General features: G+C 39.9%; 16 protein-coding genes. 11 read left to right on the top strand and 5 right to left on the bottom strand.

What is annotated here, in order from left to right; translation table 11 throughout:
• Positions 1 to 3 precede the first annotated feature (3 nt).
• The 4 genes from recB to Q0779_RS14250 form a co-directional block, all read right to left on the bottom strand.
• Positions 4 to 3,732 (bottom strand): exodeoxyribonuclease V subunit beta, encoded by a 3,729-nt coding sequence (recB, locus tag Q0779_RS14235; protein WP_298773507.1) that lies wholly within the window; start codon positions 3,730 to 3,732, stop codon positions 4 to 6.
• A gap of 93 nt (positions 3,733 to 3,825) precedes the next feature.
• Positions 3,826 to 7,635 (bottom strand): exodeoxyribonuclease V subunit gamma, encoded by a 3,810-nt coding sequence (recC, locus tag Q0779_RS14240; protein ID WP_298773508.1) that lies wholly within the window; start codon positions 7,633 to 7,635, stop codon positions 3,826 to 3,828.
• Between the two features lie 286 nt (positions 7,636 to 7,921).
• The gene (locus tag Q0779_RS14245; protein WP_298773509.1) at positions 7,922 to 8,257 is read right to left on the bottom strand and encodes a hypothetical protein; all 336 of its coding nucleotides are present in this window, start codon (positions 8,255 to 8,257) and stop codon (positions 7,922 to 7,924) included.
• Positions 8,258 to 8,395: 138 nt separating this feature from the next.
• Positions 8,396 to 8,779, bottom strand: coding sequence for an energy transducer TonB (locus tag Q0779_RS14250; RefSeq protein WP_298773510.1), 384 nt, complete (start codon positions 8,777 to 8,779; stop codon positions 8,396 to 8,398).
• A 400-nt stretch (positions 8,780 to 9,179) separates the two neighbouring features.
• Here Q0779_RS14250 and Q0779_RS14255 point away from each other — a divergent pair, with 400 nt between their 5' ends.
• The 3 genes from Q0779_RS14255 to hda all read left to right on the top strand — a co-directional run bounded on the left by Q0779_RS14255 (position 9,180) and on the right by hda (position 12,378).
• Positions 9,180 to 10,196 carry an endonuclease/exonuclease/phosphatase family protein gene (locus Q0779_RS14255; RefSeq protein ID WP_298773511.1) on the top strand — a complete coding sequence of 339 codons (1,017 nt, stop codon included), beginning with the start codon at positions 9,180 to 9,182 and terminating at the stop codon, positions 10,194 to 10,196.
• Between the two features lie 167 nt (positions 10,197 to 10,363).
• Entirely contained in the window at positions 10,364 to 11,611 is a 1,248-nt protein-coding gene (locus tag Q0779_RS14260; protein WP_298773512.1) for a DUF2066 domain-containing protein, read from the top strand.
• Positions 11,612 to 11,667: 56 nt separating this feature from the next.
• The gene (gene hda / locus Q0779_RS14265; protein ID WP_298773513.1) at positions 11,668 to 12,378 is read left to right on the top strand and encodes a DnaA inactivator Hda; all 711 of its coding nucleotides are present in this window, start codon (positions 11,668 to 11,670) and stop codon (positions 12,376 to 12,378) included.
• A gap of 140 nt (positions 12,379 to 12,518) precedes the next feature.
• Here the strand turns inward: hda and Q0779_RS14270 are convergent, their stop codons facing one another.
• Positions 12,519 to 14,579, bottom strand: coding sequence for a hypothetical protein (locus tag Q0779_RS14270; RefSeq protein ID WP_298773514.1), 2,061 nt, complete (start codon positions 14,577 to 14,579; stop codon positions 12,519 to 12,521).
• A gap of 1,054 nt (positions 14,580 to 15,633) precedes the next feature.
• Here Q0779_RS14270 and Q0779_RS14275 point away from each other — a divergent pair.
• From Q0779_RS14275 to Q0779_RS14310, 8 genes are all read left to right on the top strand, one after another.
• Positions 15,634 to 15,840, top strand: a complete 207-nt coding sequence (locus tag Q0779_RS14275) for a hypothetical protein (RefSeq protein ID WP_298773515.1) — start codon at positions 15,634 to 15,636, stop codon at positions 15,838 to 15,840.
• A 790-nt stretch (positions 15,841 to 16,630) separates the two neighbouring features.
• Entirely contained in the window at positions 16,631 to 20,536 is a 3,906-nt protein-coding gene (locus Q0779_RS14280) for an AMP-binding protein (protein WP_298773516.1), read from the top strand.
• 87 nt (positions 20,537 to 20,623) lie between these two features.
• Positions 20,624 to 21,754 (top strand): hypothetical protein, encoded by a 1,131-nt coding sequence (locus Q0779_RS14285; RefSeq protein WP_298773518.1) that lies wholly within the window; start codon positions 20,624 to 20,626, stop codon positions 21,752 to 21,754.
• 777 nt (positions 21,755 to 22,531) lie between these two features.
• Positions 22,532 to 23,275: an aldolase/citrate lyase family protein gene (locus tag Q0779_RS14290; RefSeq protein WP_298773519.1), complete on the top strand. Its 744-nt coding sequence runs from the start codon at positions 22,532 to 22,534 to the stop codon at positions 23,273 to 23,275.
• A 115-nt stretch (positions 23,276 to 23,390) separates the two neighbouring features.
• Positions 23,391 to 23,615 carry a hypothetical protein gene (locus Q0779_RS14295; RefSeq protein WP_298773520.1) on the top strand — a complete coding sequence of 75 codons (225 nt, stop codon included), beginning with the start codon at positions 23,391 to 23,393 and terminating at the stop codon, positions 23,613 to 23,615.
• A 158-nt stretch (positions 23,616 to 23,773) separates the two neighbouring features.
• Positions 23,774 to 23,980 (top strand): hypothetical protein, encoded by a 207-nt coding sequence (locus tag Q0779_RS14300; RefSeq protein WP_298773521.1) that lies wholly within the window; start codon positions 23,774 to 23,776, stop codon positions 23,978 to 23,980.
• 103 nt (positions 23,981 to 24,083) lie between these two features.
• The gene (locus tag Q0779_RS14305; RefSeq protein ID WP_298773522.1) at positions 24,084 to 24,512 is read left to right on the top strand and encodes a hypothetical protein; all 429 of its coding nucleotides are present in this window, start codon (positions 24,084 to 24,086) and stop codon (positions 24,510 to 24,512) included.
• 332 nt (positions 24,513 to 24,844) lie between these two features.
• Positions 24,845 to 25,333, top strand: a complete 489-nt coding sequence (locus Q0779_RS14310; protein ID WP_298773524.1) for a glycine zipper 2TM domain-containing protein — start codon at positions 24,845 to 24,847, stop codon at positions 25,331 to 25,333.
• Positions 25,334 to 25,568 lie beyond the last annotated feature (235 nt).

Genomic DNA, 25,568 nt, shown 5'->3' on the forward strand with positions numbered 1-25,568 from the left:
GCGTCATAGCAGTAACTCTTGTTGAACGGGAGTTGTTGGCTTGAGTAAAGCTTGGCTATCAAGGCCTTCAAACAGTTGATCCAGAGCCAAGATCAGTGCTTTAGGGGGCTTATCGTAAAAAACACCTGACAAAGGATGATCCTTTGACATGCCCCGTAAAAATAAATAATAACTGCCGCCCATGTGTTGGTCAAAATCATAATGGGCAAGACGCAATGTGAGATAACGGTGAAGGGCGAGGGTATAAATAATGTATTGGAGATCGTAGCGATGATCCTTAATGGCTTGAGCCATGGCGCCTTGATGGTACTGCTCAAACTGTTGCCCTAAATGATTAGACTTATAATCGGCGATAAAAAATTGCCCTTGGTACTCAAAGGTTAAATCAATAAAGCCTTTTAGCATGCCTTGAAGATCATCAAATTGTAATTGCGCACTATAACCGTATTCTGTTAGTAAGCTATTGAGTTTATGTGCATTAAGGGTGTTAATAGGAAGATAAAACTCCATTTCAACTAATTTAGCCGCGGGTGGCAAGTTTGATAATGATAAGTTTGTGTTCTGGGAGAGTGGCGCACTGAGTAAATCAAGGTACCAAGCATGGAGCATATCAAACCAGCTTTCATCGATACCATATTGACTCATGGCTTGGGGTAGATGCAAGGTCAGTTCTGTCTCTGCCTGAGTAAAGTCAATCAGCTCAAGCACTAAGTGCATAAAACTACCCGCATTTGCCCCTCGCTCAAAGGTAAATCGATTGACAAGACTGGCTTCTTCATCGTCGATAACCATGGCTGAAAAGCCTTCATCATCGGCGCCTGGCTGTACTTTCTCATGGCCAATATTCTTAACCAGTCCAGAATAACTGCCAACTCGCCATGGGGTCGATAATTGGCGAATGAGCGTTTTAGGAGACAATACAGTGTCTGTGTCGTTCTTGAGTGTTTGAAAAGGCGTGCAGGGTATAATTTCATCCATATCCTCAACACTTATCGCTTTACAGGCCAGTGTGTTAGCTGCAAATTGTAAATCAATATATTCACACTTTGCTTCTTTAATGCCCAGTAAGTAACCTATGGCTGTTTCATGGAGTTGGCTTTTAATGCCGTCTTTTTTAGTGAATTTGCTTTGGTTGGCAATGAATAAATAGCATCGATACACAGGGCGGGTTAATGCCACATACAGTAAGCGCAGATCTTCACTCAGCGTTTCTTGTTTATAGGCGTCAAAGCCTTCATCAGTTTGCAGTAAATCCCAAACCAATTGTCCCTCTTTATGGTAGAGCAAGGTGCTGGGTTTACGACTGGAACGTGGCAAGCTGACAAAAGGTAAAAAACACACTGGGTATTCGAGCCCTTTACTTTTGTGGATCGTGACAATTTGAACTAAGTTTTGTTCGCTTTCTAATCTAAGCTGGGCTTCTTCTGCTTGTGTATTATCGATTAAGGTTTGCTGATACCAATTAAGCAGGGCATTACACCCATCGAGTTCTGTTGATTTTTGCTGTAATAATTCGGCTAAATGCCTAAAATCGGTGAGCCGACGTTCGCCATTTTCGCTGCTCAGCAAGCGTTCGATCAGTTGGGTTTCTCTGGCTAAAAAGAGCAGTGCGGGCATGATCCCCCGCTGGCTCCATAATTGATGCAGTTGAAAAAACTGCTCTAATAAGACTTGCCTAACTTCTTCGTCAAGGTTAAAAGTGTGTATTTGTTCACAGCTGTAGCCCAATAACTGCGTGGCCATGGCGCTGCGTAGGGCTTGTTCGTTTTTAGGTAAGGCCATGGCTTGTAAAATAATGGCCATCTCTCGCCCTTCTAGGGTGTCATAAACACTGTCTCGGCTGAGAAAAACCGCGCCTATTTGGCGTTGTTCTAGTGCCTTTTTCATGACTGCAGCTTCATTTCTATCTCTTACGAGAATAGCAATATCTTTGGCGATTAAGGGGCGGTTTTCAATCAAACATTGATCCTGTTGAGCACCGCTTAGCAATCTGGCGATTTCTTCGGCGCTGGCTTGAGCAAGTTGTTCTCTGGCGGTGACTTTGTTTAAGCCTTTTTCAGGATCCTCACTGAGCAGTTGAATACGCAGCGCGCTATCATGTGATGCTTGTTGATGAAGTTCATCATTTGGTGCGCGCTTGTCTATTAATACCTTCTTGCCTTCACTATCGGCGGCATTGACGGCTTCAAAAGGAATGGACTGACTCATAAACGCATCATTTTGATGGCTAAAAAGGCGGTTAGTGGCATCCACCATTGCTTTACTGGAGCGGTAGTTAGTGTCTAGGAAGTAATGCTCACTGGTATGCTTTCTTGCATGAATATAAGTGTGGATATCGGCGCCGCGAAAAGCATAAATGGCTTGTTTTGGATCGCCGATCATCAATAAACCGATATGATTATTCGAGTGTGCCTTTTGATAAATTTGACTGAAAATTGTAAATTGCAGGGGATCCGTATCTTGGAATTCATCAATGAGGGCCACAGGAAAACGTTTGGCGATATGCTTGGCTAACAGGTGATGGGCCTGAGTGAGATCAGTGTCATTTTGTTCTGATTCGCCATGGTGATCAACGGTTGTGTCTTTGGCATTGTTTTCAGCATGCCGAGACATCTCAGGTTTTAGTGCATGGGCTAAGGTCAACAATAAGTCATCGGGCGTCATTAAATTGCGCTCGGTTTTTTGCAGTACAAATCGTTGTGAAATGCCTTGCCTTGCTTGATATAAAAAGGCGGGGACTAATTCATTGAAAAGCTGATAAAGCTGTTCAATATGTGCCAATAAGGGCGCTTCACTGGCTGTGGGAATGGGATGTTTCTTGGTGAGTTTTAATTCACTCAATGCCAGCTGAGATAAGACTTTTATCGGTGCCGGACGTTGAGGGGATACCACCCAATTATCCAGTTCATCTAACATTTTTGCCAGTTTTGGGTAATTATCTGCAGCTTTGCCAAAACGGGTGCCATTTAAAGGTAATGCATGGAGCATGGCTTCAAGGGCATCTCTTTCTTGTGGCCATTGCGAATAAAAGCGATTCAAGCTTTGAGTGAGGCGGTCAGATAATTTATCAAACGCCATAGGTTTTGGTGCAGCAACAGCAAGGCTCGCCCCTAATAATGCGCGTAATTGCTTACCTAAATTTTCAGGATCTTTGATGTTTTTTTGAATGATCCCCGCAATATTTTCGGGTAAGGCATAACATTGTTCACGCCAAAAATCCCGAACAGCATGATGCAAAAATTCGCTGTCATCTAAGGTAAACTCTGATTCAAACAAGAGGGAGGACTCAAAAGCGAGATCGGCTAAGATCCGCTGACAAAAACCGTGTATGGTAAAAATGGCGGCTTCATCGAGAGATTTTAAGGCTAAGTCCAAGCGTTTAAGGCACAGGGCGCGTTCATCAATGGGGGTCTGACTGTATAATTGCTGAATAAAATCATCTTCAACTTTTAGCCCCATAAAACACTTAAAGCAAGAGTGTACCCGCTTGCGGATCCTGTCTCGCAGTTCGGCTGTGGCGGCATTGGTGAAGGTCACCACTAAAATTTGCTCGCAACTGAGGGGAGTATCAACACCGACGCCTAAAAGAAGCCTTAAATAAAGGCCTGAAATGGTATACGTTTTACCTGTTCCCGCACTGGCTTCAATTAACCGACTGCCTTTAAAAGGTAAGGTAAGCGCATCAAGGCGTTGTGACAACATGGGTGCTGACAAAGTGGATTCTGAACTCATTGTGCTATCTCCATTAACCGACTGTCTTTGAGGGGTAAGGTAAGCGCATCAAGGCGTTGTGACAAAGTGGGTTCTGAACTCATTGTGTGCATTCTAATCGCTCCTTTCCTTTGCCGCCGAAGTGTCAGGATGAGTTAAGGGCGTCGATTCCACATGCGCACTGAGCTGCTTTAGTGGACCTGACTGATATAAACTCAGTAATGGTGATAGCAAAGTCTGGCTGATCTGACCAAAGGTGTTTTCTTGAAAGTCTTCAGGAAAGTGATATAACCTGTGAAAGTGGGGGTCTTTGGCATCGCCAAATTGCGTTTGCTCGTTGAGCCAAGCGGATGCGGCGGCGTCGAGTTTATTGGCATGTTCGCCATCGGCTTCCGCATAGGCAAAAGAAGTATTGGGAATAAAGGCTAAGGGGTGCTCTAAACCGGCGTAAAAGTGCGTTATCCAAGTGTGTAATTGCTGGTATGCTGCCGAACTTGTGAGACTGTCAAATACATGAAATTTACCCGCATCCAGTAAGTAACTGGGGCGGTTTATTCCCATGGCATTGAGGCATAAATGCCGTAAATAAACTCGAATAAGATCTTTGGCTTTGGCAGTGCCAGGGCGATAATTGACTAAGCCTTTAATGCTAATGTCATCGATTCGGCCTGTGAGCTGAATGTCAAAGGGGGCGTCAAAGTGTAATTGAATATCACAATGTTGAGTCTCTTCTTGGTGTTTGATTTCAATCTGTTGTGCTTCGTTAGTCGATATTTCAGTCTTGTTTACCGCTTTATCTTCTGCTGTTTTACCTTGTAAGAAATAAATTCTATCGATGAGGGGCAACAAGTCTTTTTGGTACTCATTCAATAATAAGGTATCAAAGGGAGATAAAGGTAAATCGCCACTGGCTTGTAGCTTTTGGTAAAACTGTGGATCAGGTTGGCTGAGGTTTTTGTCGAGCGTATCGTCAAGAATCGTCGTTTGTAATTTATGCCGCTCAAGGTTATTTAAAGAAAAAGGCTCATCGTTATGATCAATTTGGATGTCGAGGTTTAAATCAACTTTTAAGCGACGTTTAAAGAAATATTGCGCCGGATTGCGATAAAACCGAATGAAAGCCGATAAATCTAAGGTGTGATTTTCGCTTTCTATCCCATTAATATTGGTCTGGCTTTGCTTTAATAAAGAGTCAGATAAAGCGGCAGATAACATCTCGGTCGAATCTTGATTAGCGGGTGTGTTTTTACCGATAAAAGACTGGTATTGAGAAGAGTGTTGTTCAGTGAACTTTGCGCTGTGGGTTAAGCTGTGTTTATCTTCATCATTGTCATTAGGTTGCTGGGCTTGCACTGGGCACCATTGAGCGGCATAACTTTGCTGAATATTTTGCTCACTGTCACTTGATTGGTCTTGGTACAGCTTATTGTCAAAAGGCTGCAGTGGCATTTTTTGCAATAACTGTTGTGCAATCGCCTGTTCAATCAATTGAATATCTGTTGGTGAGACGCAGTTGGCCTCTTGATGTTGAAACCTATCAGGCAGATAACAAAGCTGGCAGTATTCCACGAGTTCAGTGATTAACATCGAGGGAATGCGCTCAGAGTTATCGCGTTCACTGTGACCGATATAGCTGATGTATAATTGCTCTCTGGCAGATAATAAGGCTTCTAAAAATAAATATCTGTCATCCAGTCTTCGAGAGCGATCGCCTTTTCGAGGGCCAAAATGTGCCACCAGATCAAACCCCACAGGATACTGAACTCTTGGATAAATGCCGTCGTTCATCCCCAATAGACAAACCAGTTTAAACGGGATCGATCGCATGGGCATTAAGGTGCAAAAATTCACACTGCCTGCTAAGTAACGCTGGCCGACACGGGATTCAGATAAGGTTTGTTTAAACCAAGTATGTAAGACTTCAATCGCAATCGCTTGTTGGTGCTTCGCCTCATTGAGCTCTGTGGAGAGTTTACATAAGGCATCGCGTACGGTTTGCAGTTGCTCTCTTTCATCGTCATCAACATCATAAAAATCAGTTAACATTTCATCCAGTTGGGCTTGCCTTTGTGTGATGGGCAAAGGGGTGGCGAGTAACACTTGGTGATTGTCGATGGTTTCAATGAAATTCAGTAATTGACCTAAAGCCTGAGCAGACTGACCTTCGATGCCTTCTACTGCAAGGGTGTCATGGTATAAAGGCGAGGCGTCACTAAAGGCGTAGCCCAATAGCAAACGTTTAATACCAAATGCCCAGGAATTTTGATTAAAAGGCGGAAGGTCTTGCTTCATGCGGCTTTTTTCGTCTCGGCCCCAGCGAATGTTTGCTTGCTCTAACCATTGGCGGATCAGGCTTAAGTCATCATTATCGAGTCCAAAACGCCTTAATACGGCGGGGACTTCTAAAATGCCTAATATGTCGGTTAATGCGAAACGGCTTTGGTTGATATTGAGTAAGTGCAAGAAACTGTTGATGAGAGGTGATTCTTGAGCCGCACCTCTATCTGCAATGGCGTAAGGGAGGTAATGGGTACCTTGTTTAGCGGCAAAAACTGCATCGATATAAGGGGCGTATGCAGCCACATCGGGCATCATGATCACGATATCTTTCGGTGACAACGCAGGGTTGTTACTCAGCATTTCCAGTAAATGATCGTGTAAGGTTTCGATTTCTCTTAACGGGCTGTGACAACTTCTAAGCGTAATAGACGTATCGTTTTGATCTAATGGCCGTCGACCCTCAAGGCTCAAATATAAACTGGCGTCGGGGCCGAGACTCTGGCCGCGGGTTTCAAGGTTTAAAATATCGGATTGTACGCCTGCAAGCAAAGACTGTGGATTATTCCCTGAATTTGATGTGTTTAAAGTGAGAGGATCGATAAAGCAGTCAAAATTAAATTGAGTATGACTCTCGGGCAGAGAGAGAATAAGATCCAGCAATTCACGGCCCATTTTCCCGTTATTGGCCAAGATGGGATTACCGACTTCGAGTTTATCTTCCCACAAGGCATCAAGCTGCTTTTTACCCGCATATTCTAGCGCCATTCGTGCGCGCAATTTTGGATCGATAATATCTCCCCAGTAATGCTGACAGGGACTGAGACTTAACATAACGACATCAATGCGCTTGGCTAAATAATAAATCACCTCTAAGGTTTGCGGCGCCATGGATGAAATACCGAAGACAAATAATCGCTGCGGTAAGCCGGATAAATCGGTATTGGGATCATCAAGCGCGGTAAATAACGCATGATGCAAGTTGGCCCTGTGGTATTGGCTTTGTTGTAATTCATTGGCATTAAAATCAATGAGGGCCCGCCACAATTCCGGCTGCCATGCTTGTTCTTCACTGAGTGAGAGTGGGGCTTCGTTGTTTTCCCAAGCCGCTATCCAGTCGGGGCGGTAAACTAAATATTGATCGAAAATATCGGCAATACGGCTACACAGTTGATAGAGCTTCAGCGGGTTTTGAGAGAGCTTCAGCGGATTTTGAGCATCGGTAAACCCCTCTTGAGAATGCTCATGTAAAGAGTGCTCATGTAAACTGTGTTTAGTCGATGACGTTTGTGCGCCTAGCAAATAATCCTTAAGCGGCTTAAAGGTTTCTCGTTCTAATAAGCGAGGCAGAAGATCCATGAGTTTCCATGTCATGGCGGCTTTTGTAAACGCATTTTCTTTAGGCACATCCTTAAGCAAAGTGTGGCATAACTGCCAGATGAAGCTAGAAGGGAGGGGGAACTCCAATACCGCAGCAATATTATTATGTTTAGCAATTTCTAATCTCAACCATGTCGACATACCAGGACTTTGCACTAATATGTGCTCAGGTTGTAAACAGGATAGACTCGGCAGAGGGCTGGCAAGTTCATTGGCTAATTGTTTAGAGAGGGCTTCCATCATGTTAGATTGGATCAAATAGAGCATGGGGGAGTTAAGCCTCGATATGCGATATGAACAATGCCTCTATTCTATACTGAAATGCGCGAAAATTATTGCGACTTTTATTCAATGTGGAATGACTGACTCATTGATTGATGATTTATACACCTTTGAAGGAGAAATAAAGTCTAACTCAGGGCCTGTTGATTGTTTTAAGTCATCAATATGGAAATGTTTTCGGTGAATAAAGTTGTGGCTTTTATGGTCAATACAACAAAAACGTATTTGTTTTTGTTGTATGGCAATTGATCATTTTAAAAGCGATATCTGATTACAGTATTTCGACTCGACTGAGGGTTTCTACGCCAGTATAGAGGAGACAATTATTGGTTCCTTTCAGGTTTACGGTTTTGCCTGCAGCGAAACTGGCTAACAAACTGGAATAAATTGTTTTTCCCAAATTATCACTGATATCAAGAACATATTCCCATCTAGTATTGTCGTGGCAAGTGTCGCCTGCAGTGTTTTTCTTATCTAATTGAATAAATACTTTGTCAGTGTAGTTTCTATCCAACATTAATTGAGTGATTTTAGCTGAAGTAATTTCGGTTGCATAAAGTGGTGAAGAAAAGAGGCTTAATAGCGCAATGCCGATTAACTTATTCATGGATTTCCTTGAGGTTAATAAGATTGATGCAATGTAAGCAATGGTAACATTATGACTTTAATGAGTAAATTTTTGGTTGTTAGTATTTAAAGTATTAGTTTAGGTTAGCGCTAGGATTGGCTGAGTGTTGGACATGCATTATTGTTGCGCGTAAACAGAAGAATATGGCTTTAGATTTGTATAATTAAACTCAAGATTCATCATAAGTCTTTCATTAGTTTCTATATGAGCGGTTTTGACAAATTGACAAGCAGAATAAGTCGCCAATGCCGTTTCTTCGAAATAACCTTGTGGATTGGAGTCGATGACTTCCATGTCCACAGGAAAACCATTTTTATCCAGAGAATAAGCGAGTAGAACCCAGCCTTTAACCTGTTCTTTTATGGCCATTTCGGGTATTGATTGACTATGATCGCAATCGATTGGAGAGGCTTTTGCAATGATCTCTGGTGCGTCTCTTGAGTCAGTACAAACACAAGCTGATAAGCCTAGTACGCCAACTAATAAAATGAAGTACTTCATAAATCCTCCCCCCTTAACCATTGGCATTGACTATTAAAATTCACATTGAATTAACTTTAGTCGTATCGCTTTTAGGCTGTCCAACAGTTAATAAATAAGATCAGTTTAGGTATTAAATGTTACTTTTAGGTAAAATACAAGTTGTTTGTTGTCGTTGGTATTGATTGCGTAGAGAAGAAAAAAGGTTTACTTCTGTATGAATAATGGCTTTGTAATGTTTTGTATAGGATTCTCTGTTCTTTATTTTGATCTTTTTAACTTTCAATTCACATGTCAGTATGCTTTTTCGATGTTCATTAAAAATAGTTAATAAAGTGTTTTAAACCACTTCAGTAATATTTTTGGATCATGTCCATCATTTGAACACTCACTCCTATCGTAATACTTAAGGATAAAACTAATGAAAAAGTATTTTGTTATCGCTATTCTTTCCATGTTGAGTCACAGTACATTTGCATTGTGTTGGGATTATAAATTTACCCCTACGGGGACGAAAAGTACGCATGGCTATGATTACCAAGAGGCTGGTGCGCCTACTTATAATGATGCCCAGACAGGGCAGTTTAATATGGTGACATATAATGTAGATGGTTTTCCAAATTGTATTGGTGGTAATACAAAAAGTGATTTTAAGGCCTTATTATCAAAATTGAATACGGCAAGCTTCGATATTGTCTTATTACAAGAAGTGTTTAGCCCAGATAAGCATGACTTTCTTAAAGATGAAGACCGTATCGAAGTGACTAACTACCCCTACCGCTCGAAGCATTGGCGAGGTGGGGTGATCTCTTATGGTGATGGACTCATTCGTCTGTCTAAATATCCCTTTGACATGGATCAACGTGATGATGATGATTATTCTCTGGCAAGCTTTGAGTCAGAAGAGTTTTCTTCATGTCACGGTGATTTAACGGATGGTAATCCTGATTGTTTAACAGAAAAAGGCTTTACTGTGGCCAAAATGGAGATAAACGAAGGTTTTGAGGTCCATGTTTATAATACCCATATGGATGCGGGTCGCAGTGATGATGATATGGAAGCCCGTCGTGGGCAAATGCAGCAATTGGCCGACTTTATCAGTGCATACTCCAGTGATGCGAATATTGTGTTGGCGGGGGATTTTAATTTGAAATGGGCTGATCATTCTCAAGCGAGTGCACATCAAGAGATTTGGGAAGATTTTTTATCACAAACGGGTATCAGGTTGGCCTGCCAAGATTTGATTGAGGGAGACGATGACAGCATTGCATATTGCAGTGAGGATGAACGGGGAAATACTGATCAAATTGGTTATGCTAATCGCAGTGACACTCATACACTAACCTTAAGTGATTATCATGAACTGACTCAGTTTATCGAGCTTAGCGATCATGAGCCTATGTATGCGTCTTTTACTTGGGTAAAAAATATGGATTAATTGTCGGTAAAGCAAGATGCCTGAGGTGCAATAGCTAATCGTGTTTTAGGCATTTTATTAATGAGAACTGACAGGTATAAAGAACACAGGGGTAAAATTATTTTATTGTGATACAATTTTGCTACTCTTGAGTTATTGCTAAGTCACCAAAGATGCTGAACATTCCAATGCATAATATGTTAGCGCAAAAAAATGTAGCGCAGAAAATCATCATTAAGTTACCGCTTTTATTGTTAAGTACTCTCGTTATTTTTTCTTCTAGTCTATTGGCTGCTGAAGTCACTCAATTGGATGAGAGCCTTGTTAGCGTAGATAATCGTACTACTGCACAGCGAAATATCGGTATTAAAAAAGCCTTTGATAATGTTGTGCTTAAAAATTCAGGTTTGCAAAGTGCGCTTAAAAACCCACTTGTTGCAGCGAAACATAATAATCCTAATGCTTTGATGACGCAGTATGGTTATCAGGAAAAAGAGGGGCAATTATACCTTAAAGTGAATTTTGATAATCGTCGTATTGTTGATTTGCTTAGGCAAGCGAATTTACCTGTGTGGGGAAAACAGCGTCCATTGACATTAGTTTGGCTTGTCAGTGATGACGAAAGTGGCCAACGCCAAATTATCAGCGATGAATCTAGCAGTCAGATCAAAAAAGACTTCTTTCGTCAGGCGAATAACCGAGGAATGCCATTTATTTTCCCTTTGATGGATCTAGATGACTCAATGCGTATTAGTGTCAGTGATGTCAGAGGCATGTTTGTTGATACGGTGGCGGGGGCTTCACGTCGTTATCAAGCTGACTTCTTTATTATGGCGTCGATAGCGAATAGTCGTCGTGGTGTAGACTATACACTTAGCCTTTATCCAAAAACCCGCAATGCGTCGTCAAGTGCGCCATTGGTGTCGATGAACAGTGATGCTCAGAATGTGGATCTGGCGATCAGTGCCATGATGGCTAAAATCAGTGAATATTATGTGGATCAATATGCGACAGTGGATTCTGGTTCACAACTCACTACTAAAGTGACGTTTTCTGGGGTGAATACGATTAAACAGATGGTGGAGCTTGAACATTATATTGGGCAATTACGTGCGATAAAATCATCGCAACTAGTGCAAATCAAAGGTGACACTGTCACTTATGATTTTTCGCTTTTTAGTACCCAAGCTGATTTATTTCGTGTGATGGATTTAGAGCCGAGATTAACGCCGCTTTCTAAAGCGGCTGAGCCTAAAATGACCACAATGAACAATGGAAGTTCAGAACAGAATACGGCTTATTCTGATAATGTGAGTGGCTATGCTTCTTCAAATAGGGGGATTGATAATTCCTTGTCAATGGGCAAAACAATGGAGAGTCAGAATGTGACTTCAGCGCCTGTTGTCGCCACGATTTATCAATGGAAAGGACATTAGTGGCTGTGCATGTTAACATAGGGTCAGTAAACAATAACGTATTGAGACTTATCTGAGTGAAGTCAAGTTCACCTTTACAATTATCATTGCCTGTATCGCTGCCAGATGATGAAACTTTTCACAGTTACTATCCGGCAGCAGGTAATGATGAACTTATTCAAAGCTTGCAAGATTGTGCACAAGGAAAAGCCAAACAAGCCGTTTTTGTTTGGGGGCCAGAAAAATCAGGCCGTACCCATTTAATGCATGCAGCTTGTGCTCAGGCAAATGATTTAGGTCGCAGCAGTTTTTATATTCCCTTAGGGATCCATGCCAGCATATCGACAGCATTGTTAGAAGGGCTAGAGAATATCGACTTGGTGTGTATCGATGATGTGGATGCCATCGCGGGTCATCCGCTGTGGGAAGAAGCGATTTTTGATCTGTATAATCGGCTCATCGAGCAAGATCACAGTGCTTTGATTGTCAGTGCAAAAGTCTCGGCTACCGATTCGGGATTTGTGTTACCTGATTTAGTCTCACGTATGCAGTGGGGACTCAATTATCAGTTACAGCCCATGGCCGATGATGAGAAACTTGCGGCGCTGCAAAGGCGCTCTGCCATGCGAGGCTTACAATTGCCCGATGATGTGGGACGGTTTTTACTCAACCGTCTCGCGCGTGATCTCAGAACCTTATTTGATGTACTTGATAGACTGGATAAAGCATCACTCATCCACCAAAGAAAATTGACCATTCCTTTCGTTAAAGAAATGCTGCGATTATAGTAGGTTGCGGTTATAGCATTTTATGAATATGTACTCTTCGGCCATATGGTTTACTCGCTTAGAGCTGGAATTTTCAAGCCGTTTGGATAGATAAGGCCATTGTTCATTTATTTGGACAATGGCCTTTTTAATGTTGAAACTTAACGTTTACCACTGAGTTTCAATGGTGGATGGGGGCGATGCTGGCCGCTATTGATTAAGCGCTCTTGATTGGTTATAGACAGCTCCTTTTGCGCTAGTGTATTGCTTTGACTACTTACACTTTGCTTCACCGAATTATTGATTGTTTGCGTTAAGCTTTGTGCCCAAGTGGAACCTGACGGTAACTGAGTGGGCGCGGGCAGGGCATTACGGATCACCTGCGCATTGATAGTAGGTAAAATGGATGTGCCAATCAGTGCAAAGCGCTCGAACACTTTGTCTTCACCAATGCGGCCACGTTGTCCCCAACTGAGAGTGATATTATTGGCTGTTGCATTAGCGGGTTTATCGGTGACGGCAATATCTCGTTGAATGCCAAAACGATAGCTCATCATGGCCTCTTCAAATAACATGGCCATGTCTTCTTGTTGGCTACTATAAGCATAGTAAGCATTGGCATGATCTTGACTAAAAAATCCACTGACATCGTCAGGTGTGTAGGCTTGTTGTGTGCTTGTTGCATCTTCACCTCTAAAACTGACGTTAGCCAAATTAAGCAGAGGTTCACTGGTGAGTGGATTTTGTTGATTCAGTTTCGTTGAAATCAGTAAGTCTGTATTGCTTATCCATTCAAAGTCATCGATGAGTCTAGGACCTTGTAATTGGCTATGCAGTTCGACAGGGAAATAATCATTAGCGTGGGCTAACTCATGATATAGCAAAGAGGCTAACTCGGGAGTGAGAGAGTCAAGGGAGCGTGCACCTCTATTGGCGATAGAGAAATATTCAGAGGCATAATTATTATCTTTGATGTATCGCCAAGGGATCAGGAAGTTAAGCGATTCACCAAATTGGCTGCGATAATCGGGTTCTTCACTTATGGTATCGCGTTCACTGGCTGTGAGCCATAAATTATCAGGATCTAAGTAAATGGCGCCTGTTAACGCCCAATAAAAAGAGGGGCGAATATCGCTGCTGATCACAATGGCGGTCACAGATTGTAATAAGGTTAAAAAATCTCCTTGGGGATCCATCTGCTCAAGAAATTGCATAAAGTTATCTCCCATCCATTGATGGGAAACCACTAAACGATCGCGAATGGCCGCTTTCATGGCATTATGACTGCTTTGCTGACTAATTAACGGTAGGTTTGATAATAAACAAGGCTCGGTTAGTGTGTTGCTATAAACACATTGCTCAAGTGCAGTAGCGAAGGGAGAGCTGGCCTCATAAGCAAAAGTGCGTGTCAAAGGATCGGGAAAATAATTGGAGGTGATGGCCTCTTCTTTGGTGATCAGCACATGGACGTCATCGATAACTGTTTCACCATTAATAGTGGCAATGGCGCGCAGCGAGCTTAAGGTGTCATTTGTGACGCTGGGGGCAGCAAAAAGAGGGCGGTCGATTTGCGTAAAATCCACTAAGAGATCCGGGCCCGCTGCAAGACACCAAGTTAACGCTGTCATGGAGGCAGTTGAACTCATTAAATGATGGCGAAGACTCACCAAACTGCCCTGAGTGGCTTGATGGCTGACTCTGACTTGAGCGTTATGAGATTTGAGCCCGCTGATATTAATATCCAGCGTTTCTTGCCAAGTTTGAGGAGTTGAACCTTGATCAGGATGCTTTTCGAGCACATTCACTTGAAGTGTATAAGCCCCTTCGCTTGAGGCCTCAAATGCTAATAGGGCACTATGGGGGGAGATTAAGGTGAGTGGTTCGCCGCTTAATTGTTGCCAGTGATATTGGTAGTTGGCACTGTTGCTTGTCATTTTCGCTAAAATGGCACCGGATTGCTCAGCATAATAATCAGGTTCAACTTGAAATTGCAGTGCAGAGTCGGTGCTGATTAAGGTCCACTGAGTATTATTGGCCGCTTGTCCACTTAAGGTGTCACATCGCGCAATGCTGGCGCCAACATTGGTACTGGGCGTGCCATTATCGAGGTTATTACTGCTGTCATTATTGGCGTTGGTATCATCGCCTCCACCGCCGCAGGCTGTGATAGCGACAGTGAGGGCTAAACCCATCAATAGGCGGGAAAAAGAGATCAGTTCCATTTGAGATTTGTCCTTATTGTAAGCGGAAATAGTCGGGTTAATCGGGTTAAAAAGTCGATGTAAATTGTAGGATTGAATAATTTATTTTATCTGTAATTACAGCAATGTAACATAAGTGATGTGACTTGGGTATGATGGGGATACAATTGTGATTGGGCACTCACATTTGGGGAATAATGAGCTAACTTTTGGCTTTATCGGTATTGAAAAGTGTTGTTTGAATTGGTCATGTTATTGACATCAATTAGCTTGCCGCAGGCTGAGATCGTGGATTCCAATCCACACATTGGAACCTTGGATAGCGTCTAGCTATATTTGTATTTGATGATGTATTTAATATCATAGCCTTATTGGATTGAATTGCTGCCGCAGATTGATGTGCGAATATTAAAATAACTCGCCGTAAATATCTCCTTATAGGCTCAGACGGAAACATCCGTGTTTCCGATGGTTATTTTTATATTCACACTGGCTTTAAAAGCAAAAAGCAAAAAGCAAAAAGCAAAAAGCAAAAAGCAAAGAGTATGAAAGCAGGGTGTTTCTTCAAGTTGGGTTTATGATATTAAGCTTCGCTTAATCGAAGGTCGTGAATTCCCATTCACACTGGGCCAAAAGGGGAACCACAGCAACCCCCCTCTTGTTACAAAGGGAGTCTTGTTACTTAGAGAGGGCTTTTTACTTAGGGAGGAACCAATGAAACTTGTGAGCGAGATCAATGGTTTTTACTTTTCTCTTTATTTGTTTTAAACATTTTATTTACAAAGGTGTCTTTTGGGTGGTAGTTTGCTGGCTGAGGGAGTGCGGAATAAAAAGTGCATGCTGGCTAATAAGTTCTACTTCAATAAATACCATAAAATACAGACTATTAATGATGCGTTTTTGACTAATTGAGAGTGAGAATAAGTACTGGTTACTTGTTATGTTGCGGGCCTGATGTTTGAGCATGCGCATTATGGATTAGCTGTATACTCTAGCTTAATGATTTTTTAAAAAAAAGAGTAAGCAGTTTGGAAGACTATCCTGCTGCTGTTGAATAAGTTGTTAATGCATAATTATGTCAGATTGGATTGAAATTATATTAAATAAAGAGGCCTCTTCCTCTTTCGAGGTTGAAGAGGTTTTCTGTCACTTGGGCGATGAGAGTTTTAAGCTAGAATTAATAGTTAAGATTTCTGGAGAAGTTATCGGAAAAATTATTACTCCAGATTCTGAACCGGAGTTTTACTTGTTGAATCCCGCCACAAACAACTATTGGGGATGAAGCATTTCACTTGATGGATTAGCCTTAGAAAATGAAAAGTTTTAGTAAATAAAATCACTATCTTAGTATCAAAAGTTAGCAAATGGCAGGTAGCATTTGAAAGTGCTTCAGGTACTGCTTTTCAGCGTCCTTGCTGGCAGGCGTTAGTTGATAGGGAGAGTTCTTTATGCAGTTACAGTACTAATTTTGGTATTGTTATTACTCCCTGTAGCGGCATATGTACTTGAAATTTTGGTATAAGGACATTACGTACATATAGTTTCTTCGAAAGCTTGGGAGAGTTTTTCTGTTTACTTTACCAACATCTCAGGGCCATTTTTGGCGATAATAGCTGTAATTGTTGCCTATGTATCATTGCAGTTTCAGATAAGTGAATCTAGATAATCACAAAGTATTAATCAGGAAGTAGTGAATGATTTAAAATACATCATCTTGCTATGTTCTCATAGCTGGTTTTGATTTCTGTTTTCATCTAATTAAGATCACGATAAGCGTTCAGAAATAAGCCTTAGTTTCAGATAATCAGTGCAATTTTTGTTGGCTTCCTACCGTGATTAACCACCGGTAAGTGAATTTAAACATAGGGTGAAATGTGATGATTGACATTATTGTCATAGTAAGCAGACAAGTCACTTTTATAAAAACACCCTCATAATGTATTAATGACACGGAAAATTTCTATTTTTGAACTATAAATAAAGAGAGGCGGCTAAGGGCCTTGTTTTGGTATTTTTTTATTGGGTTGTTATTTTTATAACTTAAATTCTGGCCTGTCGTATTGGGGAATACAATGAAATCAAGCAGACATGATTTCTTGCAGCATATGCTTTCAACAATGGGGTCATCAAATGATCTATTGTATTTAGTGGGTAGTGATGGATCAGATTCTGCTAGGTTAAGCAGGGAAGAGCTTAATCAATATGCTATGACTATTGCCTATGAGCTAACCTGTCAATGTCATCTTAAAGCTGGCGATCGTGTTTTACTGATCTATCCTCCTTCTTTAGATTTCGTCGAGGCATTGCTCGGTTGTTTATATGCAGGCATTATTCCTGTGCCAGTTATTCCACCCGATCCTATGCACATAGAGATGGAATATCTTAATAAAATTATTGCCGATTGTTCTCCTAAGTTGTTGCTAACAAGTAACAGTTATAATCTAGCTCGTAAAGTGGGTAATGTAAAAGCCATTTTTCAACCAGGAAAATTGAACAATGCTATCGTTCCTTGGTTAGTGCCGAGTCGACATATTAAAAGGAGCTTTGACCCTTTTAATGTTGAATGTGGGGAAATAGCACTATTGCAATATACCTCGGGCTCTACTTCTGATCCTAAAGGGGTTTGTATCACTTGGGGAAATTTAAATCATCAGATGTATATTAATCGGCAAGCTTTGGGGTTTAATGGTCAGTCTAGAATAGTTTCTTGGGTACCACATTTTCATGATTTTGGTTTGATTAGCGGTATTTTGAATTGTATTTATGGCAATGGTTGTTTATGGATAATATCTCCATTGGATTTTATTAAGCGGCCTGCTTTATGGATGGATGTCATGGATCGAGTTCGGGCAACCCATACTGCTGCACCAGACTTTGCTTATAAGTTAGTGGCTAGGAAGACACTTCCTGTACAGCGTGAACAATGGAATTTGTCATACTTACAAATATTTATGAGTGCAGCAGAGCCGATCAGGGATGAGACGATACGGTACTTTATAGAATGTTTCTCGGTTTCAGGTGTTCGGCCTGAGGCTTTTTGTCCCGCTTATGGGCTTGCTGAGCATACCGTGGCTGTCAGTATTGGAGGGACGTTAAGGATTCATCTTGATAAACGGTCTTTATTAAAAGGCTTGGTGAAGACGGTTACTGATAAAAGCACTCATACTCAAACCTTGGTGGGTTGTGGTCAAGTACCTGATAGCGTACATCTTGCTATTGTCAATGCTGATAGTGGTGAACGTTGTCATTCGAAAATGGTTGGTGAAATATGGGTTGATTCAGCGAGTAAAGCCAAGGGGTATTGGGGAATGCTTGAAGGATCAGAGCAGGTATTTAATGCAAGTATTAAAAATGAAGTAACGGATCATCAATATTTAAGAACGGGTGATTTGGGTTTTATGTATAAGGGTGAGTTATTTATTACCGGTCGGCTTAAAGATACCATGATTATTAATGGAGAAAATATTTATCCGCAGGATATTGAGCTTGCTGTTGAGAAAAGCCATAGTCTGATCAGACCTGGCTGTGTTATTGCTTTTTCAATTATTTCAGCGAAAGCTAATGAGGCTGTTGTTATTGCTTTGGAAGTTAATAATGCGAAAGAGATAAAAAATTGTCAAACTGAAGTTATTAAAGCGATAGAACATTCAATTTATGCAGAGCATCCGATGCCGATATTATCTATCTGTATCTTAAATAAAAAACAATTACCAAAAACAACAAGTGGAAAGGTGCAGAGGCAGCGATGTAAACAAAGTTACGAAAATGGTGATTTAATCAAAGAGAGTTTATATGTATGGAATAATCCACGTTTATCCGATAGAAAGCCTTCTTCTTTTGGTGTTGCTTGCAGAGTAGGAGAAAATATTGAAGATGGACATATTCGTCGACGTCAACTTGAATCATCTGAAAATAGGACGTCTACTCTGTTGTTTCCTACAGCGATAGAGATCAGTATATGGTTACAGTTTACACTAAGGGACATGCTATCGTGTAGAGTGGCGGATATTGATGTCGATGCTCATTTTTCTTGCTATAGTTTAAGCTCTGTTTTGCGTATACAGTTATTCAAGAAACTTGAAAACTGGCTTAATTGTGATATCTCTCCTGTATTAATGAATGAATATCCTAGTGTCTCAAAGTTAGCTCGCTATTTAGCAAAAGGCTTAATGGTTGAGCAGTCTAAGTTAAATCAATTATCGAATGCTTCTCTAAATCAGAACAACGTACCTGTTCAAGAAGAGACTAATAAGCAGGTTTCAGACTTAGTTGTTTCATCAACTACAAATCTAACAGAACAAGATCCTTTGCTGGATATTATGGTCACTAAAACTGACATACCTCAAGAAAAAGGGGTCAATAGTATGGTGACGGTTCCGCATCAGGGAGGTTTTTTTACTCAACAGCCTAGTTCATTAGTGGTTATTCGTGATGAAATTGCCTTGTGGGTAACCGATGCTTGTGAAGCAGAGGTTGATAATATTAATTATAGTGATGATTTTTTCAGTTATGGATTTGACTCTATTCAAATTATTGAGCTGTCTGAAAGCTTGAGTCGATGGGCTGATGTTGAGATTAATTTAGAGGTATTGCGTGAACACAGTAATATAAACGAAATAGCTAAATATATTTATCACAATAAAAATCAAATACAATGTGGGGCGAAAGGTATTGTTCGGTGCGCGAGTGAAGAGAGTAAGTTAGTGTCACATCAACAGGATTTTTGGCTGCTTCTGATAGAAGAAGATAAGATAGACGATGAGCATTTACGTTTTGCCGTGAAGTTTTCTGAAAATATAGATTTGGGATTGTTAAAAGGTGCAGTAAAGCATGTGATCCAGCAGAATCTTATTTTAAGAACGTGTTTTCAAAAAATAGCAGGTAAATACTACCAAGTTGTATTAGAGAATATGCATGTTTCAGTGGATGAAGTTCATATGTTTGTTGAAATTAATTATTTAGAGACAATGGAATACTTAAGCGATTTAGCCATAGATATGCAATTGAATATCTCTAATCCTTATACTGGTCCTTTACTTTCACTAAAGCTGATTAAAACGACGAACAAACACAGTATCATACTCTTGGTGATGCACCATTTAATTTCGGATGGGACATCAATGTATATTACTATGCGGGATATTAAATCAGCATATTCTATATTACAGAATCAAGCTAAGTTGATTGTTGAAAGGGGGAAATTACAGTATGTCGATTACGCTGAATGGTCTAAAAAAACTCATAAAGAAATAAACATGAGAGAGTATAGAGAATTTTGGATAGACTTTTTACAAGGTTCTAGTGAATTAGAACTTCCTTATCAAGAGCAAAGTCAATTAGATCATAAGGCAATAAATACGGATAAAATATCCATTAATGCACGTTTATATCATGCTTTGCAATCGTGTGTGGAAGTTAATAATTGCACATTATTTCATTTGTTTCTTCTTGGTTTTTATAAATTTTCTGTAAGACAAACTGGAACAAATGATCTTTGTATACCTATTGGTAATGCCAATCGTATTGGTGGTGCTATACGTGATACGATAGGTTTTTTTGCTAGGAGAGTCATCATAAGGCTATGCTTGAATAATAAAGTGAGTTTGTTCGAACAGTTACAATCAGTAAAAAGCATCGTTCATGATGCCAACAAATACAGTATGTCTTATGATTTTATTCATGAATTTCTTAAGGAAGTATCGCATTGTGGAAAAGGAAGTATGATCTTTAATTTTATGGTTAATCAACACCAGAATCATTATTTTGATGTCATGGGGGCTGATATGAAAGATGTATTTGTTCTACCCAATACAAGTGACTTTAAGATAATGTGGTTTATTTCTTTAAATAATGAGAAGGGAATTGATATTATTTGCAATTATAAAGTTCGTTATTATTCTTCTAAAATAATAAAGCAATATTTGAATGAGTATGTCGATGCATTATCTGATCTTTTTACCAAAAATGATAATTTGTAAATGGCATGAAATAATTATAGTCTCATGAAAAAGGGGCCATTTTTTTTCTCACATAATCTTTCGTTTTTCATTATTCGATTTCTATGGGTGGGATCAACAAGCATTATTCCGCAAGCATTTTTGATTTATAATAATCCTGAGTATAAAGAGGTGTTGTTACCTTTAATACTGATTACAGGTGCTGTAATGGAAGTGCTAGGTGTTTTATCAATTAATTTCATTAGAAATAAAAACATAAAACTATTAACAGTGTCTCTCAGTGTGATAAGTATATTATCCTTGTGTGTAATAATTTATACAAAATCATTTTATATTTTTTTAATCGCAAATATTATTTTTAGATACATTTCTTCAGTATTTTATAGTATACTAGATCTGTATTGTACATCTTCTATTAAAAATAATAGTTCTGATAATTATTGTAATCTTCATATAGCAATGCAAATGTTAGCAATTGTATTATCACCGCTATTATTTTCTGAGTTTCTGACTTATGATAGCTTTATTTTATCTCTTTTATTGAGTGTCAGTTTAGTGTTTTTATGGAGTTGTTTTAATATAAAGGAATTTAATTTTTCATTAGAGAAGAGTAAACCATCATTATTACAAAAACTCAGTAAGTCTGAGGCCGTTTTTTTTATATTTTCAATTTGTAATTATATGGTCATGACTTTATATGCTGGAATGGTTATTTTTGTAGCGAAAGATTACTATGCAGTATCTAACGCTGTAAAAATAGGGGGATTGGCTTTTTTTAGTTTCAGCTTATCCTCACTATCATGTATGCTTTTAATACAGTTTGCGTTGAAAATGAGTAACAACATTAGGTCTATTTCAATTTTAAAGTCATGTTTTTTCGTTCTTGGTTTGACTTTTTTGGGCATTTCTGTTTTGTCTTTTGGTAAAGAGCTGGTTAACCTTTATATTGGTTCAGTTTTAATTGGAGTGAGTGTTGGAATATATTGGCCATTATCAAAAAAAATAATGACTAAATATGCGATTAAATCCTCTAAATTGTATATTATCTCTTTCTATAATATTTGTCCGGCTATTTCCATAGTCCTTGCTTATCTGATGCTTTTACTTCTTGACCTAATCATCTTTTATTTTTCTTTTTCCTATTATTTTGGCTTCTTCTTTTTATTATACTTTTTATTGGCTATAGCATCGATAGTATTATGGTATGATAAACGCTTCTTTGAGCGTCAACGAGGTTGATTTAGCGATATTATGCAGAATGAGAGCGTGAACGAGTTTTAGGCAATTAACTCCCACAAGGCTTTTCAATTTGAGATTGTTATGATCTTATACACTCTTTTGCTGAGAGCGAATCATGAACTTTGTTCTTTTACCCAATACATAAATAGCCCTGATGGCGTTCATAGAAGGTTGTGAGGGTAGGGAAGATATAGTCCTTTTGATGAATAGGGGTGGCTAAATAACACCCAATTTATTTGAAGGGCAGTTAGAGATTACTTTGTTGGGTGCAAGAGGCGTTGTTTATCTGGCAGAGTTCAGTTCACCGGAAAGTGTTAAGTTCATTTCTGGGCAAGGTGTTCCTGTGTGGCATAGCCGTCACTGTGAACTAGAAAGCCTAACTCATCCAATGAATCTATTAGTTTCAAAACAATCGAGTACTGTAACAATGTCTGGACATAGTAGCAGTGCTAGTCACATTATTGCTCAAAAGACGTGTAACAGATTAAGGAAAGGCCGAGTGTAGCTGCGACCCTGATGTTATCGAGAGATAGGGGTAAGATGAGCACAGGGCTGTCACTACTCATCTTAAGCGTTCTCGGTCACTACTCATCTTAAGCGTTCTCGTCGTCATTATTTTGGTTGTCTGGTCGCGCAATGGTTCAAACCAGCGTAATATTCGAATCTTAGTTGCAATTAGGGGAGCATTTGGCCACAAAAAAATACCGCCCCTAGTATACTTATTTTGTATTCTTATCTATTGGAAAAATAAAAAGTATAGCTCTAGAGGATAATGGTGTGGCATTCAATTTTAGACGAAAACTGTTGGCTCGTGAAAAGTTAGTGGGAACGATTCTTTCTTTACCTAGCCCTGAAGTGGCTGAAATTTATTCATTACAAGGGTTCGATTGGCTTTTTCTAGATCTTGAACATGGCTTAATTGATATTTCTGATGCTCAGAGAATAATCCAAGCAAGCGGTGTTCCTTGTGTTGTTCGTTGTCCTGCGAATGATGAAATTTGGATTAAAAAATGTCTTGATATTGGTGCTGAGGGGATCATTATTCCTCAAGTTAAGAGCCCAGAAGATGTGCATCATTTAATTCAATTAAGCCAATATCCTCCTGAAGGGATCCGCAGCGTGGGAATTGCACGCGCACATGGATATGGATTGAATTTTGCTGATTATGTTGCGCAAGCAAATCAAAAAATTGCAAAGATTATTCAAATTGAACATATTACTGCGGTTGACAATATTACTGAAATATTAGCCGTTTCAGGTATTGATTGTGTCTTTATTGGACCTTATGATTTGTCTGCCAGTATGGGGCTAGTTGGGAATATCGAGCATCCAGATGTCGTGGAGGCTATTAACAAAGTCACCACGAAATGCATGGAAGCTAATATACCGTTAGGGATCTTCTCTTCTTCTACAGAAGGTATAACAGATTATATTAAATTGGGTTATTCCCTTTTGGCCGTTGGGATGGATAGCTTGTTTTTAGGTCATGCAGCCAGTGCAGTGATAAAAGCGCTTAAATAGTATGAGTGGGGAAGTTGAATAACTTATTTACAACAATGAGTTAGCCGTGTACTCTTTTCCCATTATTTGGAGGCAACGCCTGTGAATACTGTGCTGTTAGCAGGGGGGGCGCATAGTGTCAAGCCAGTATTCAGAGATTAAGATGAATGGGGCTTTTCTGTCTGTCTATGAAACCTCTGACGGTGCGCTGACTTGCAAAAAACTGCAAAATAGGAGCCCTCGATTAACCTCATTTAAGGAAATTTCGATTGCTACAGGTCTAGAGCATGGTGCTTTTTATCGGCCTCTGGCTGAATGGGTCGCGCCTGTAAAGCAATGGATAAAAGAAAGGCATCGCTAACGGGGTCAGTCAGTATTTCAAACTAGAATGGTTTGGCTCTACAAAGAGATGAAAGACAGTAATGAGCTGTATGCTAATGGGTTAAAGCCCTCATCAGGTGCTCATGATGCAGCCCATGATGCAGCCCATGATGCAGCCCATGATGCAGCCCATGATTAGTGGCTTTCATCCACGATAATTTTGAAATTTTTACTGACACCCCTTGGCATGTGGATCAGCCCTGTAAATTTGATGTCGATTTTACTTTACCCAATGAAAAACTCATGGCCTTTACCCATCAGAAAATACAACAGATGTCAGGTTTTACGCTCGCCACTCAGTGGCAAGCATCCCACAATGTGTTATTGCAATCGACAAAAAATTGAGTGCGTTGCGAGCCCAATGATATGGGCATTAGTGTTTTAGGCCTGTAATCGGTATTTGTCAGTATTTTATTACCTGTATTATTTAGTTTTTTTGAGGTTATTAATGAGAAAAACGGTGTTCATTTTTCTTTGTCTCTTGCCGTTTAATCTGTGGGCTGTAGATACAAAGCGCTTTGAATTTTTGGCTTCAGGTTATGGCAATGATTTTTACTTAAAAATAGCTTTGGATGAGTCGGGTTTACGTACTGCTGAAGGTTTTCAGTATCGTGATGGCGACGAAAAAAACCGAGATTTTCCCGTTAAATTATTTGATAGTCAATATGTTGATTGGCTATTTTGGCAAGTGGAGCAGAGGTGTGAGTTTTGGTCAGCCCCTAGTGTCATTGGTGAGTCTGGGCTGGATGGGTATTCATTTCACATTAAGGGTGTCAAGGAGGCTCAGCAACATACTGTGTCAATGTGGTTACCTGATAATGATTGCTATCATAAGCTTCGACAGCATTTATTTATTATGACAGGAAGTAAGTGGTGATGACAGAGTGACAAATTTTCTCAGGACGGGAAAATTACGATTCAATAAAGTCGATAACGCGTTTACGAATAATACGTTATTGCCCGTTTTTTCTCATCTTTTGTCCAGGTATTTTGTTCAGTATGGTTCGAACCGATTCATTTTCATCACGCGACTTTTTTAATGAGTTACCTGCATAGATATTATCATTGAAATGATGAGTTGTTATTATATTATTGATAACACATGATTAATCATATTTTTAATCACTTCCGTATTGAGTGAAAAATCGGCGTAAGCAAGGTTTCCCATCTATACTTGTGTTATAGATGACAATTTACGGATTTTTTATCATGATAAAATGTAAATTAGGGGCTTTGCTCACTGTTTTGTTCACCTTGTCATTGGTTCAATTGACGGGGTGTACCAATACACCTAATCCTTATGGGGATAGTTATGGGTCGGCCGAGACTCGCACTGTTCAACAAGTCTACTATGGCACCATTATAGACACTAAGCCTGTGACCATTGATGCCTCAGAGGGCTCGAATATCGTGGGCACCGTTGCTGGGGCTGCTGTGGGGGGCGTCTTAGGCTCAACGATTGGCGGTGGTACAGGTTCCACTTTAGCGGCTATCGGGGGGGGATTGCTAGGTGGCTATGCTGGGGGGAAAACGGCGAATGCACTGGGTGAAAGTAATGGTGTGAACTTAACCATTCGATTGGACAATGGCAACGTTATCTCCATTGTTCAAGAAGCCAATCCGAATATGATGTTTCGTGTGGGTGAAAAAGTACAAGTGAATATGTCTGGTAATACTGGTAGGGTGGTGCCAAGATAGCCTGACGCATTAAAACGATAATGTGCACGGTTTTGTGGTGTGATTACGCCTCTAGTAGTAGCGCTTATTTAATAGCGCTTATTTTTTATGGATTAGACAATTAAAACTGACAGGCTATTTTTCGTAAAATATAAAAAATAGCCTGTGACTGTGTTTCCTTTGCTTCCTTTGCTTTATTGAGCTTGTTTAATTGTTTACTATTTATTTTCAAAATCTTATGTTGTTTTTGTCATCA

This window comes from uncultured Shewanella sp. (genome assembly GCF_947491715.1).
Lineage (GTDB): Bacteria > Pseudomonadota > Gammaproteobacteria > Enterobacterales > Shewanellaceae > Shewanella.